This window comes from Micromonospora sp. NPDC047467, assembly GCF_040643095.1.
GTDB lineage: Bacteria > Actinomycetota > Actinomycetes > Mycobacteriales > Micromonosporaceae > Micromonospora.
In genome coordinates this window covers 402249-414423 of record NZ_JBEYTO010000001.1, presented here as the reverse complement: position 1 = coordinate 414423, position 12175 = coordinate 402249, and the positions used below count along the sequence as shown (strand labels likewise).

General features: G+C 70.7%; 13 protein-coding genes. 4 read left to right on the top strand and 9 right to left on the bottom strand.

The features are described from left to right. Positions 1 to 25: 25 nt before the first annotated feature. Together ABZ780_RS01670 and ABZ780_RS01665 are read right to left on the bottom strand one after the other, a co-directional pair. Positions 26 to 598, bottom strand: a complete 573-nt coding sequence (locus tag ABZ780_RS01670; RefSeq protein WP_357483081.1) for a TetR/AcrR family transcriptional regulator — start codon at positions 596 to 598, stop codon at positions 26 to 28. A gap of 85 nt (positions 599 to 683) precedes the next feature. Continuing rightward, on the bottom strand, positions 684 to 1919 hold the full coding sequence (locus ABZ780_RS01665; protein WP_357483078.1) for a low temperature requirement protein A: 1236 nt from the start codon (positions 1917 to 1919) through the stop codon (positions 684 to 686). Positions 1920 to 2367: 448 nt separating this feature from the next. On the opposite strand from ABZ780_RS01665, the gene ABZ780_RS01660 reads away from it, so the two are divergent. Further along, on the top strand, positions 2368 to 2895 hold the full coding sequence (locus tag ABZ780_RS01660; protein ID WP_357483075.1) for a cupin domain-containing protein: 528 nt from the start codon (positions 2368 to 2370) through the stop codon (positions 2893 to 2895). Positions 2896 to 3048: 153 nt separating this feature from the next. Here ABZ780_RS01660 and ABZ780_RS01655 read toward each other — a convergent pair whose 3' ends face one another. After that, positions 3049 to 3669, bottom strand: coding sequence for a TetR/AcrR family transcriptional regulator (locus ABZ780_RS01655; protein ID WP_357483073.1), 621 nt, complete (start codon positions 3667 to 3669; stop codon positions 3049 to 3051). Positions 3670 to 3744: 75 nt separating this feature from the next. Here ABZ780_RS01655 and ABZ780_RS01650 point away from each other — a divergent pair, with 75 nt between their 5' ends. Next, positions 3745 to 4152, top strand: a complete 408-nt coding sequence (locus ABZ780_RS01650; protein WP_356999147.1) for a RidA family protein — start codon at positions 3745 to 3747, stop codon at positions 4150 to 4152. Positions 4153 to 4302: 150 nt separating this feature from the next. Here ABZ780_RS01650 and ABZ780_RS01645 read toward each other — a convergent pair whose 3' ends face one another. Then, positions 4303 to 4677, bottom strand: coding sequence for a MerR family transcriptional regulator (locus ABZ780_RS01645; protein ID WP_357483071.1), 375 nt, complete (start codon positions 4675 to 4677; stop codon positions 4303 to 4305). A 115-nt stretch (positions 4678 to 4792) separates the two neighbouring features. On the opposite strand from ABZ780_RS01645, the gene ABZ780_RS01640 reads away from it, so the two are divergent. After that, positions 4793 to 5365 (top strand): zinc-binding dehydrogenase, encoded by a 573-nt coding sequence (locus tag ABZ780_RS01640; protein ID WP_356999142.1) that lies wholly within the window; start codon positions 4793 to 4795, stop codon positions 5363 to 5365. A 75-nt stretch (positions 5366 to 5440) separates the two neighbouring features. On the opposite strand, the gene ABZ780_RS01635 is transcribed toward ABZ780_RS01640, so the two are convergent. The 5 genes from ABZ780_RS01635 to ABZ780_RS01615 all read right to left on the bottom strand — a co-directional run bounded on the left by ABZ780_RS01635 (position 5441) and on the right by ABZ780_RS01615 (position 11051). After that, positions 5441 to 7573 carry a radical SAM protein gene (locus ABZ780_RS01635; RefSeq protein WP_357483068.1) on the bottom strand — a complete coding sequence of 711 codons (2133 nt, stop codon included), beginning with the start codon at positions 7571 to 7573 and terminating at the stop codon, positions 5441 to 5443. A 10-nt stretch (positions 7574 to 7583) separates the two neighbouring features. Continuing rightward, the gene (locus tag ABZ780_RS01630; RefSeq protein WP_356999138.1) at positions 7584 to 8981 is read right to left on the bottom strand and encodes a TfuA-like protein; all 1398 of its coding nucleotides are present in this window, start codon (positions 8979 to 8981) and stop codon (positions 7584 to 7586) included. Further along, positions 8974 to 10140, bottom strand: a complete 1167-nt coding sequence (locus tag ABZ780_RS01625) for a YcaO-like family protein (protein WP_356999136.1) — start codon at positions 10138 to 10140, stop codon at positions 8974 to 8976. Before ABZ780_RS01625 ends, ABZ780_RS01630 begins: the two co-directional genes overlap by 8 nt. A gap of 26 nt (positions 10141 to 10166) precedes the next feature. Continuing rightward, positions 10167 to 10541: a hypothetical protein gene (locus tag ABZ780_RS01620; RefSeq protein ID WP_356999134.1), complete on the bottom strand. Its 375-nt coding sequence runs from the start codon at positions 10539 to 10541 to the stop codon at positions 10167 to 10169. Between the two features lie 147 nt (positions 10542 to 10688). Next, positions 10689 to 11051 carry a hypothetical protein gene (locus ABZ780_RS01615; RefSeq protein WP_356999132.1) on the bottom strand — a complete coding sequence of 121 codons (363 nt, stop codon included), beginning with the start codon at positions 11049 to 11051 and terminating at the stop codon, positions 10689 to 10691. A gap of 369 nt (positions 11052 to 11420) precedes the next feature. Here ABZ780_RS01615 and ABZ780_RS01610 point away from each other — a divergent pair, with 369 nt between their 5' ends. Next, entirely contained in the window at positions 11421 to 12167 is a 747-nt protein-coding gene (locus ABZ780_RS01610; protein WP_356999129.1) for a MerR family transcriptional regulator, read from the top strand. Positions 12168 to 12175 lie beyond the last annotated feature (8 nt).

Below are 12175 nucleotides of genomic sequence, written 5' to 3'. Positions count from 1 at the left end.
GACCGTGTGCGGCGGCGCGGCCGGGTCAGGGGGTGCTGCTGCGGTCGCGCAACAGCGCGTCGAGCGAATCGACGATCCAGTCCCAGGATTCCCGGGCATCGGGGGCACTGTGGTCGAAACCACCGGCCAACTCCAAGCTGACGTAGCCGTGAAAGACGCTGCCCAGCATCCGGACCGCGTGCGTCGCGGCCGGCTCGTCCAACTCGTAGCCTCGCAGGATCGCTCGCGCCATCTGCGCGTGTCGGACGCCGGCGCTGGCGGCCGCCGTGTCCGGGTCGAGTCGGAGCCGGGCGGCGGCATAGCGACCCGGGTGCTCCCTTGCGTAGTCGCGGTAGGCGTCAGCGAACGCGGCCAACGCGTCCCTGCCGGCACGGCCGGCGACGGCGTCGGCGACGCGGTCGGCGAGTTCCTCCAGCGCGAACAGCGCGATGCGGGTCCTGAGGTCCTGGGAGTTCTTCAGATGCGAGTACAAGCTCGGGACCTTGACGTCGAACCGCCGGGCGAGCGCCGAGACGGTGACCGCGTCGAAGCCGACCTCGTCGGCCATTTCCGCCCCCGCGCGAGTCAGACGCTCCGGCGTCAGACCCAGCCTCTCCATCGCTCTCCCCCATCTGCCTACACCTATTATGCTCCTGCCTAATGGTTGTAGGCAAATGCCGGTCGCGGTGCGTGGCCGCGCGCGGTCACGCCTCGGCGGGGCGATCGTCGGATGCCTTCCGACCGATCGGCGAGGCGGGAACCTCCAGCGGCCGTCCCCGGCTGCGCAGCGCGTCGAGTGACGCGACCAGGGCCAGCACTCCGGCCACCACGCACAGCCCGACCATCGGCGCCCAGCGGACCATCGCTGGCGTGAGCAGCAGGAGGACCACCACGCCGATCAGCCGGGATGAGGTGACCCGGCCGAAGATCTCGTACTCCAGCCGCATACGGGCGACGAGGAAGAGCACCGGACCTCCCGCCACGAACAGAAGCCCACTGGGCCGCGCCGGTCCGAACGGTTGATCGATCACCAGCTCGTAGCCGACCGAGGTGGCCAGTACGCTGAGCACGATCAGCAGATGCGTCCGCTCCGATGCCGCGCCCAGCCGGCCGGGCAGGGCCGCCCGATCGAACGCCTCGGTCAGCAGCAGACCGGCGCGGTGGAAGTAGATCCGCCAGAGCAGCGCGCTGGTGGCGAAGGCGACCGTGAAGGCTGCTGCCCGCACCCCCGAGTAGTCCCGACCGCTGAACACCACGCCGATGACCAGAATCGACTCACCGAGCGCGATGAGGAACATCTGCTGGTAACGGTCGGCAAGATGCGTCCCAGCGATCCGCCAGCGGCCCACCTTTGAGGCCCCGAGCCACGGCAGCGGCCAGCCCAGGGTCCAGGCGAGGTAGTCGACCGCGAGGGCGGTAGCCCACAGCGGCAGGCGAAGGTGGTCCGGACCCAGCGCGCCGGCCAGCCAGAGCGGCGCGCTCGCCGCGGCCCACGCGGCAAGCCGGAGCGGCACCAGCCGCCGCGGATGGCCACGCAGCCCGGCGGCGACCACCAGCGGCCGCACCAGCATCACCATCAGGTACGCGGCCGCGAACGGCAGTGCCCGCTCCTCCATGGCGCGTGGCAGCGTCACCGCCATGATCAGGCCGGCGAACATGGTGCCGACCACGACGGCCTGGATGAGTGGGTGCTCCGGTTCGTAGCGACTGGTGATCCAGGCGGTGTGCGACCAGATCAGCCAGAGCGCCAGGAAGAGCAGCAGGGTGCGACCGAACCCTGTGACGAGCGCCCAGCCGGCGTCATCGCTCAGGCCGGCGAACCGTTGCGAGACCCGGGTGAGGGCCACAACGAAGGCCAGGTCAAAGAAGAGCTCCATGAACGTCGCGCGGCCCGAACTCGTCGGAGAGCGCAGCAGTTCGGCACCCCGGCCCGCCGCCATCGTCCGCCTCCGTCCCCCCTTGTCGCACCAACGAACCGGTGCCGGAGGAGTTGCGCCAGCCTTCACCCGCCCGGGCCGGTATCCGCTTCGCTTTGCAGCAGACAGCCGCCAACGACGCCGCGCCGCTGGCCTACTGTCGGGCCGGCGAATGGGCTTCCTCGTGCCGCTGCGCGGCCGCGTTATCTCGTCGTCACTAGGATGCGGGTCATGACTGCGGCGCGCCACGCGGACCAACGGTGAGTCGTGCTCCGCGCAGCGACGGCGTCGCCAACCGGGAGAAGGTCCTGGCGGCGGCGTTGCGCACGTTGCAGCGTGACATGACGGCTCCCATGGCGGTGGTCGCCTAGGAGGCTGGCGTGGGCGTCGGGACGCTTTACCGTCATTTCCGCGACCGGGAAGCCCGCGCCGCACTGCGCTGCGAAGAACTCCACCAGGAAGGACAGGCAGCATGACCGCCCTCGACCGCGCAACCCCTGCCATCCCCGACGACGATCCGACCCGGACACTGGCCGTCGCCAACCCCGACGACCCGGCAACCACCTACATGTCCCTCGCCGGGGGCACCTACGCCATGCTGATCACCGGCAAGCAGACCAACGGGCAGTACTGCCTCATCGACATGCGCGTCCCCGACGGCGGCGGGCCGCCGCCACACCGGCACGACTTCGAGGAGATGTTCACCGTTCTCGAAGGCGAGATCGATTTCACCTTCCGCGGGGAGAAGCACACCGTCCGGGCCGGCTCCACGGTGAACATCCCGGCCAACGCGCCGCACAACTTCCGCAACACCTCCGGCGCGCCCGCCCGCATGCTGTGCATGTGCACCCCCGCGGGCCAGGACGAATACTTCCTGCGCGTGGGCGACGAAGTCGCCGACAAGGACGCACGGCCGCCGCAGCTCACCGACGAGGACATGGCGGAGCGCCGGCAACGCGCAGCCGACCTGGCTCCCGCATACCGCACCGAGATGCTCTGACAGCCCGCCGCGCACGACCACCCCACCCGCTTCCGAGATCAGGCCCCCTCGACGCAGCCGCGACAACTGACGCGCCTCGCGCCTGTGGCGCTGGCCGGCGTACGGGGTGTCGTCCGCCACTCCGCCCGCGTCGGAGTCCTCCCCGCACCCCTCTCACCTGGCCGGGCCCGACTGCCGCCAGCCGCTCTCGACCGACCGGCGGCATCGCTCCGGGTCGTCGCCGGTACTGGTGAACAGCGCGGTCAGCAGGGTGACGCCGTTGGCGAGCGTCTCGGGCGGCAGCGGGCCGTTGGCGACCAGCGAGACCAGCCCGTGGGTGACCGTCCAGGTCTGGATCGCCACGTCCAGGGGGACACTGTCGGCGCGGAAGCGACCGGCCTGGATGGCTCGCTCGGCGGCCTGCACCAGGTACTCCAGGGTCGCGTCCGCGGCCTTGAGGTCTTCGAGGTCGAAACTCGCGTCGAACATCACCCGGTACAGGTCGGGATGGTCCAGGGCGTTGCCGAGGTAGGCGGCGGCCAGGGCGGTCAGATCCCCCACCGGATCCGCCGACGTGGGCACGGCGGCGAAGCGGGCGGCCAAGCGGGTGAAACCCTCCTGCCGCAACGCCTTCCACATGCCGTCCATGCCGCCGAAGTGGGTGTAGACGGCCATCGTCGAGACGCCCGTCCCCTCGACGAGTGACCGCAGGGTGATGGGCTCGCGGGTGCGGAGCATCGTCGCCGCTCGTTCGACGAGCAAGGTGCGGACGGCGGGGTCCCGTGTTCTCGCCATCACACCAGGATACATAACATTGCTGTGTTATGTTTTCCGAACCGAGTCCACAGGCTCCGCGACGAAGGAGACGGCATGCCCATCACCCTGATCAACCCCGAGGGACTGCCGACGGTGGCCACCCACCAGCAGGTTTCGATCGCCACCGGCTCGAAGCTGGTCTTCCTCGCCGGCCAGGTCGCACTCGGCCCCGACGGAAGCACCGTCGGGGTGGGCGACCTCGCCGCTCAGGTCGAGCAGTGCTACCTCAACGTCGGCACCGCCCTGGCCGAGGTCGGCGGGTCCTTCGACGACGTGGCGAAGCTGACCGTCTACATCGTCGACTTCACCCCGGACAAGATGCCTCTGCTGCTGGAGGGGATCTCCCGGGCGGCCGCGAAGCTGGGGATCACCCCGACCCCGCCCCTCACCGGGCTGGGCATCAGCGCGCTCGCCGCCCCCGACTTCCTGGTCGAGGTCGAGGCCACCGCCGTCCTCAGCTGAGGGCAGACGTGCCGAGTGACGCGACACCGGCGACCGCCGGTGTCGCGTCGGGCTCAACCGCCCCGGCCAGGGCGACCTCCGCTCATCCGTATCGTCACCGGTCAGGATGCTCCGACCCAGCCGGCGAGGCGACGATCGCGACAGCCCTTGTCACGCGCGCGATTCCGGCTTCGGATCCTGGTCCAGGTGCTGGTATGCGGTGCGGATCACCGAGTCCAGCCGGTCCCGGGTCTCGGTGAGGCCCCGCAGTTGGCGGTCGATGCGATCGCGTTCGACCCCGAGCCTGGCGATCATGTCGGGTGTGGCGATCCCGGTGTAGACGCACGGCAACAGTTCGAGGATGTCCCTGCTCGACAGCCCGGCGGCGTAGAGCTGCTGGATGAGGCGGACCCGGTCCACCGCCGTCCCGTCGTAGCGCCGCTGCCCGCTGGTGCTGCGCTCGGCGTACAGCAGGCCCTGCTCTTCGTAGTAGCGCAGCGCCCGCACGCTGACTCCGGATCGTTCCGCCACCTCGCCGATCCGCACGACCGCCCCCTCCTTCGCGTCACACCACGTCGGGTGTTCCTACCCCTGACGTCACCGTCAGCAAGCACGGTAGCCGGTGCCCAAGCCACCACCCGGATGTGTGAGCCGCGTTACTATGAGCCGCGCATTTGGATACCGTGCCTTCGGTGGCCCCGAGGTCCAGTTGTACTTTGATCGGCCCGACCCGCAGCCCGGCGACGGTGAGATCCTCGTCAAGGTCCGGGCCGCCGGGGTGGCACGCCTCGACCACCTGCTCCGATCCGGAGCTGTCCGGATGCTGAATGGGCACGTGCCATTCCCGCAGGTGATGGGGATGGAGGCCGCTGGCGACGTGCTCGCGGTCGGCGCCGGCGATGTGCCCGCGCAGGTGCGCGAGCTCGCCCCCTCCGGCGTCGACGGCGTGATCGACCTCGTCGGCGGCGACTCTCTGCGCGCGATCGCCGGGCTGGTGAAGGATGCCAAGCAGTTGCTGTCAGCCGCGGACAGCATCGTGAGCGAACTGGGCGGCGAGTACCTGACCCGCCGCCTCGGCAGAGCGTCGCTCGAAGCGGTCGCCGCGCTGATGGTGGACGGCACCATCGACCCGCAGATCACGCGTACGTTCACCTTCGACCAGAGCGCGGAGGCGCTGGCGGCCGTCGAGACCGGTCACACCACCGGCAAGCTGGTGATCGCTGTCACCGCCTGATCGGCAGGCGTCCCGACCGGCACGGCCGGTCGGGACGCTCGCACGTGTCAGATCTGGCCGCCGCGCCCGCTCGGGTCACCGCGTCGGCTCGGCCGGGGCCGGGGGGCGATGCCGGCGGATCAGCCGCTCTCCGATGAAGGTCCGCCAGACCCGCTCGGCGACCGTCGGTTCGACCATCCAGAGCCGACTCTGCGCCTCGGCGAGGGTGAGCGGCGCGGTGAAGAGTTCCAGGATCAGCCGGCTGCTGCGGTTGAGCGCGAACACCTGGCCGTCGGCCCGACGGAACAGGTTCCGGTCCGCCGGCAGGTCGCCGGGGACGCCGTCCTGCTCATCCGACCGGATCCGCCGGTACGCGTCGCGGACCCGCTCGTCGTCGTGGTCCACGAAGGAGCCGTTGGCGAGGAACTCGGTCTGGTCGTCGGTGTCGTGCCGGACCCGGTCGTGGGCGAGCACGCCGCGCACGGCGGTGCCGTACCGGTCGTGGTAGAAGAACGTGTGCGGGGTGTCGGTGCTGCCCAGCCACGGACGGTGGAAGTGCCCAGGGTTGAGGCCGGCCTTGGCCTGGGCGACCTCCTCCTGCGCCGCCTCGGTCACCGGCTCGTCGTACCGGAGCATCCGGACGATGTCCGAGCCCTCCACCGGCCGCACGTTGGTGATGCCGAACCGCTCCGGCTCCTTGGCGACGATGGCGCCCGGGGTCAGCATGAAGTCGCCGAGCCCGCCGAGGGTCCACAGGTCCGGGTTGTCGCGCAGGAACGTGATGCTGTCCAGCGCCTCCTCGCGGGTCTCGGTGGGAAACCCGGTGAAGCCCATCATCTGCACACCGATGTTGGCCTTGGTCATCGCGGTCATGGTGCGCCGTACCTGCTCCGGCTTGGTGCCCTTGTCGATCAGGTCGAGGATGCGCTGGTTGCCGGACTCGAAGCCGACCGAGATGGCGACACAGCCGCTGCGCCGCAGCAGCTCGCAGCGCTCGTCCGACCAGTACTTCTCCAGCCGGATCTCCGCACCCCAGCGGAAGTCCAGCCCCCGCTCGACGGCCTGTTCGGCGAAGCGCAGGATGGTCGCGGGAGCGAGCACGTCCACCGAGAAGTAGATGAACTTGGCGAACTTCGACAGCTCGGTGACATCGGTGATCATCTTGTCCACCGTGTCCTGCCGCCACGGGCTGGTGGGGCCGTCGGTGTTCAGTCCGTAGTCGCAGAACGTGCACTTGTTCCAGTAGCAGCCTCGGGTCGGCGAGTAGTAGACGAATCGCTCCGGGCTGAGGTAGAGGTCCCAGGGCAGGCCGGAGAAGTCCGGGACGGGCATCTGCGCCAGGCGTTCGTAGCGCAGCGGCAGTTGGCGCTGCCGGCCGTACTTCGGGTGCAGGCGGACGTTGGGGTGCCCGGCCGGTAGGGTGCCGGCCGCCACCGCGTCCAGGATTTCCGTGTACGCGCTCTCCCCCTCGCCGACCACGATCGCGTCGAAGTCGGCAAGCACCTGGAAGACGTACTCGGGTTTGCTGGCGCACTTCCAGACGTCGGAGATCTCCGTGCCACCCGCGATGAGGAAGACGTCCGGGCAGGCCCGCCGCACGAGTCGGGCGATCCAGAGCGCGAACGGAAGCTGCCACTGATAGGTGGCGCTGATCCCGATCACCTGGTGCCCGCCAGCGGCCAGTCGCGGGATCAGCACGTCCTCGTAGTACGGCTGGAAGGGCCGGTTGAGCCGGCCGAGCAGCGCCTCGTCGGTCAGCGCGGCCACCGAGCCGATCGAGATCATCGGCGGCGGGTGGAGTCGGAAGCCCGCGCGGAACTGGCCGGGGAACCCGACCGCGCCGAGCGCGTCCATCCAGGAGATCACACCCTCGACGGCGTCCTGGTAGTGCCGGTAGTCGTAGAACAGGGTCGGATCCTGCAACACCCCGATCGACCGGCGCAGCCGCTCCGGATCGGGGTCGGGCAGGCCGAGCTGATTCGCCCGGGCCATCAGCGCGTCCGGGCCGCTGAGGTCGTCGATCGAGAGCCGGGACCGCTCCCGCAGCAGCCACTCGTACGCCGACGGTGTGTAGGAGTGGTGGAACGCCTCAATGTTGGCGTCGATGATCTCCGCCGGCCGGTGCCCCTGCGCCCGGGCGTACGAGTCGAGGTAGTTCAGGGAGTGGTATCCCGAGGTGGGATCGGTCAGCGGGGGGTAGATCAGTGCCGCGTTCACCGTGCCGCTCATCGACGCCTCCTCAGCCGACCCGGGCCACGGAACCGGCCAGGGTGTCCTCCTGCGCGCGTCGCGCCACCTCCGGCAGCCGCGGAGCGCCGAACGCCTTCACGTATGCCACAAGCGGTTCGGCGGCGTACCGGAACGCCGCCAGGTCGACGAAGCCCCGGTCCCACGCCGCCGCTTCCAGCCCGTCGGCGTCGCAGCCCCACAGCCTGGCGAAGCACGCGTCGATGACCTCGGTACGGAAGTGCAGCCGACCACCCGGGCGGCGGTGCCCGGTCGTACGTGGGACGACTGTCTCGTTCAGCGACGCCGCGGTCGCCGCGACCTGCCGGGCTGCGGCGAGCATCGCGGGGGTACGCAGCGGCGCCGCGACCATCCACAGCGCCAGGCTGCGGTACGGCGTGGTGCCGAACGCCCGCACCACCACCCGCAGCACCGCCTCGCGGTCGTCGAGGCTCCGTTCCCGGTCGGTCAGCCAGTCCCACCCGCCCGGCGCCCCGGCGGTCAGCCCTCGCTCACGGGCCACCTCGCGGGCGCGCTCCTCGACTGTCGGGTCGGCGATGTCGACGCCGGCCAGCCCGGCCAGCACCCCCCGTCGGTGCCAGGTCGGCTCCTCGGGGTGCAGCAGCATCAGCACCGCCGCGGCCTCCCGGTCGCTGACCCAGTGCCCGCCGACCGACGCCCCGGCGAACCGCGATCGCCAACTGTCGAGGAATCGGGTGTGCAGGTTGTCGATCGGCTGGTCGCCGTCGTGCGCCGGGCACAGCTCGGGCGCGTCGTCCGCCGCGAGTGACAGCAGCAGCCGCGCGTCGGCGCTCTTGGCGTCGGCGGGGTCTCGCCGGTGCCAGGTCAGGAACCGGTCCACCACGGCCGCGGCCTCGGGTGGCGCGGTGCGCTCCAGCGCGCGGTACGACCGCCGCCGGAAGGGCAGGTCACGGCCGATGTCCAGCAGCAGCGCGGCCTCGGCGTCGCTGAGCACACCGGCGGCGACGGCGCGGCGCAGCGCGACGCGGATGTTCACCAGCGGCTCGCTCAACGGACGATGGCCGTCCTCGGCGGGCCCGTGCACCACCGCCACCTCGTCGTCGCCGGTGACGATGCCGTCGCGGTAGAGCTGGAACACCTCGCCCACGCCGCGCATCCCGAACGGCCACAGCTCGGCGGCCCGCAGGGCGCCCATGCTGGCGGCGCCGGCCACGGTCACCCCACGGTCGAGCAGGTCGAGGATCTCCCGGTGGCGGACCGGCGGGTGTTGCAGGAAGAACCCGTCGACGACGAGGACCCGGTCGCCGGGTGCGACGTCCAGGCGGAGCAGGTCGCCGTGCGCGACAGGCGGCAGGACCACCGCGTCGGGCAACAGCCGACCGACCTCGTCGGCCGGCAGGCTCGGACCGATGAAGACGACGTCAGTCACGGGGCACTCCTGGTCGGGTACTCAGGGCCCGCTCGTCGAACATCCGCAGGCCGGGGGCGAACACCTTGCTCACCGGAATGCCGATGTCGTCGTGCGTCAGGTCGACGCTGAACGGCTCGACGCCGGTGATCCGCTGCACCCGCGACGCCAGCTCGCGCAGCACCTGGGTCACGTCCCCCGCGGGCGGTTGGTCCCGACGGACCGGCCGGACGGGCCGGTCGACGGTGGGAGGTGGGACCGGCGGGGCGCCGACGTCGTGGTACGCGGTGGCGTCGATGTCGTCCCGCGCCCCGGAGACCATGACCAGCCGCGACTGGGCGGCCTCCGACATGGCCCGACCGACGGCGATCTCCGGGTCCACGTGGCAGCCGAAGCCGCCGAAGGTGACCGGCAGGTCCTCCGACCAGATCGAGGCGGCATAGCAGGGCACGCCCACCGCGTTGGTGATGTCGCAGACCTCCACCCAGCAGCCGGCGCGCACCAGCGCGTCGTGCACGGTGCGGGTCATCGCGTTCGTGGCGGTGCCCGGGTCGGTGTAGGTGCGCTCGTCCAACTGCGAGGTGCAGTACGGGGCGATGCAGTCGCGCTCGACGACCTCCAGCAGGGCGTGCAGGCTGGCCTCGGCGAAGGTGTTCCCGGTGGCCAGCCCGTTGCTGCTGGGGGTGAACAGGGCGCGGTCCCAACCACGCCGGACGGTGAAGTCGAGTTCGATGGTGGCGCGGGGCACCAGGTAACGCGCACCGGTCACCAGGCCACGGCCGGCCACCCAGTCGAGCTCGACGGCAGGGGTCAGGGGTGACCGCTCCGCCAGGTGCAACCACCGGACGTCGTACGGAAGGTCGAGCGCCTCGGCCGGGGACCGGACGACGGTCCCCGGCCGGAGGTTCTCGGCATGCCAGGACTCGATGCTCTCCATCACCGCGCTGACCCGGGACTGCGTCGCCGTGGCGCCGGTGCCGACGCTCACCGCCATGGTGGCTCCGACCGGCCGGTAGGCGACGTGCACCGGTAGGCCGATCTCGTCGAGCCGGGTGATGTCGGCGACCCGGGTGATCCGGAACCGGTCGAGCATGCCACCGACCCGTTCCCAGGTCTGCTCCACGGTGGCCGTCCGGTAGGTGCCGGATCGGAACGCGATGGTCTCGGTCATGTCAGTCATCGAGGCTCCCGGTGGGGGTGGGAATCTCAGAGGATGAGGACGGCGATGATGTTGACGTTGTTGTCGGCGACCGGGGCCACGCCACCGGCGACCGTCTCCAGCTCGGCCTCGGTCAGCTCGTTGAGGTCGACCAGCGGCACCTCGGGCACGTGCAGCACGTGCCGGCCGGGCGTGCCGGCCCAGTCGTTGACGATCTCCTCCTTGGTGTAGAGCGTGGCGGGCTGGGCGCGGTCGACCTCGACCGTGGCGCCGGCTGCGACCGGCAGGCCCGCCGCCGTCGCGTACCCGGTCGGGTCGGCGAGGAGGCGTTGCAGTTCCTCGTCGCTGCGCCACACCGCGGTGACCAGTTCCGAGTACTTGGTGACGAACCTCGCGCCATATTCCTGTCCGTCGTTGCTCATCGTTCGGTCCTTTCCTCGGGATCGCTGCGGAGAAGCGGTTAATTGCCGTGGGGAGAACGCTAGAAAGATCGAGGTTCGGCAATCAAGGATTTCCTCTGACTGCCATCAGTTTCTGCCGCAGCGGCCGGCGGGCGGCAGACATCGGTGTCAGGTGCAGCAGCACGGGCAGCAGCAGGCACAGCTGGAGTCCAGGCCGGCGACGACGCTGTCCAGCTCGTCCTCGGCCAACTCCGCCTGGGCCACCGGCAGCAGCGACGGCACGAAGAGCACGAAGGCGCCGGTGGTCCCCGCCTGCTCCCACGACTCGACCTGCACCTCAAGGTCGGGATCGGCGTCGGCGACGTCCCGGACCACCCGGACCTGCACGTCCTCGGGCAGTTGAAGGCCGTAGCCGGCGAGGAAACCCCGCGGGTCCCGGTCGAGCGCCTGCTCCTTGACCGGGTCGGCCCAGACGTCGGCAACGAGTCGGCTGTACGCGGCCACGAACACCGCTCGATCGATAGGCGTCATACCCCTGCTCCCTTCGATGGTCGGCCACCGGCGGCGACACCGGGGCGGCGACAGGCAGCGCGGGAGGTTCCCCGAGCCGCCGGTTTCGCTTCATCGTGGGCCACCGGCCGATCCGGTTTGCCCAACGAGTGGGAATTTCATCGAATGCGGCCGCGAAAAGGTCGCGCTGCGGCGAAAGCCGGGTAATTGGGAATCAGCAGCCGACGGCGGAGCGCGATTCTAATGACCGTTGTCGCCATAGACAAGTAGTAATTCCTCGCCTGTTACCCGCCCGGTGCCCGCACATACGCTGCGATCGTCGGCCCGCCCACCGTGACAGCGGTTCGACGGGGTGCCAGGTTCCGTCACCGAGTGCTGCCGGAGGCCACCGTGACCATCGACGAGGTGACGACGACGTCCGGCGGCCCGGTCGGGTACAGCGTGGAGGAACTCGCTCGCAAGGTCGGGATGTCAGCACGCAACATCCGCGCACACCAGGCCCGGCGGCTGCTGCCCCCGCCAGTGCGACACGGCCGGGCCGCGCTCTACGACGACTCCCACGTCCGCCGGCTGGACGCGATCCTCGCCCTGCAACGGCAGGGCTTCAACCTGGTCTCCATCGAGGCGATGCTCGGGGTCCGGGCCAGTGACGAGGCGCCGGACGGCCTGACCGCGATGCTGCAACGCCTGGCCACCGACCGTCCCGCGTTGGCCCACGCGCTGACCCGGCACGGCGTGATCGGCCGCGCCGCCGACGGCACCGTCCGGACCGTCCGGCCACGCCCGCTGCGCGCCGCCCTGGACCTGCATCGGGTACGGGTGGGCACGGTGCCCGCACTGCAGACCCTCAGCGAGGTGCTGGACAGCCTCCGGCCGATAGCCGACGAGCTGGTCGCCGCCGTCACGGCCCGGCTGCTGGCCCTCGCGCCGGAGCTGGTGCGCAGCGGCGCCCGGTCGTCCTGGGCCGACCTCGACCGGGAGACCCTGCTGCTGACCCAGGGTGTGGTCAACGTGCTCACCGAGGCGTTCCGGCTCGCCGTGGAGAACCAGGCGGAGGCGCACGTCGCCGAGCTGCTGGAGAACCACCTCGACGCCGACGTGTGCCTGGAGGACGGCACGGCCATCGACAACGGCTGACCGGACCG

Excerpts from the sequence above, each read along its gene's own strand:
- ABZ780_RS01670 (WP_357483081.1), bottom strand. The coding sequence starts at position 598 with ATGGAGAGGCTGGGTCTGACGCCGGAGCGTCTGACTCGCGCGGGGGCG.
- ABZ780_RS01665 (WP_357483078.1), bottom strand. The coding sequence starts at position 1,919 with ATGGCGGCGGGCCGGGGTGCCGAACTGCTGCGCTCTCCGACGAGTTCG.
- ABZ780_RS01660 (WP_357483075.1), top strand. The coding sequence starts at position 2,368 with ATGACCGCCCTCGACCGCGCAACCCCTGCCATCCCCGACGACGATCCG.
- ABZ780_RS01655 (WP_357483073.1), bottom strand. The coding sequence starts at position 3,669 with ATGGCGAGAACACGGGACCCCGCCGTCCGCACCTTGCTCGTCGAACGA.
- ABZ780_RS01650 (WP_356999147.1), top strand. The coding sequence starts at position 3,745 with ATGCCCATCACCCTGATCAACCCCGAGGGACTGCCGACGGTGGCCACC.
- ABZ780_RS01640 (WP_356999142.1), top strand. The coding sequence starts at position 4,793 with ATGAGCCGCGCATTTGGATACCGTGCCTTCGGTGGCCCCGAGGTCCAG.
- ABZ780_RS01635 (WP_357483068.1), bottom strand. The coding sequence starts at position 7,573 with ATGAGCGGCACGGTGAACGCGGCACTGATCTACCCCCCGCTGACCGAT.
- ABZ780_RS01625 (WP_356999136.1), bottom strand. The coding sequence starts at position 10,140 with ATGACTGACATGACCGAGACCATCGCGTTCCGATCCGGCACCTACCGG.
- ABZ780_RS01620 (WP_356999134.1), bottom strand. The coding sequence starts at position 10,541 with ATGAGCAACGACGGACAGGAATATGGCGCGAGGTTCGTCACCAAGTAC.
- ABZ780_RS01615 (WP_356999132.1), bottom strand. The coding sequence starts at position 11,051 with ATGACGCCTATCGATCGAGCGGTGTTCGTGGCCGCGTACAGCCGACTC.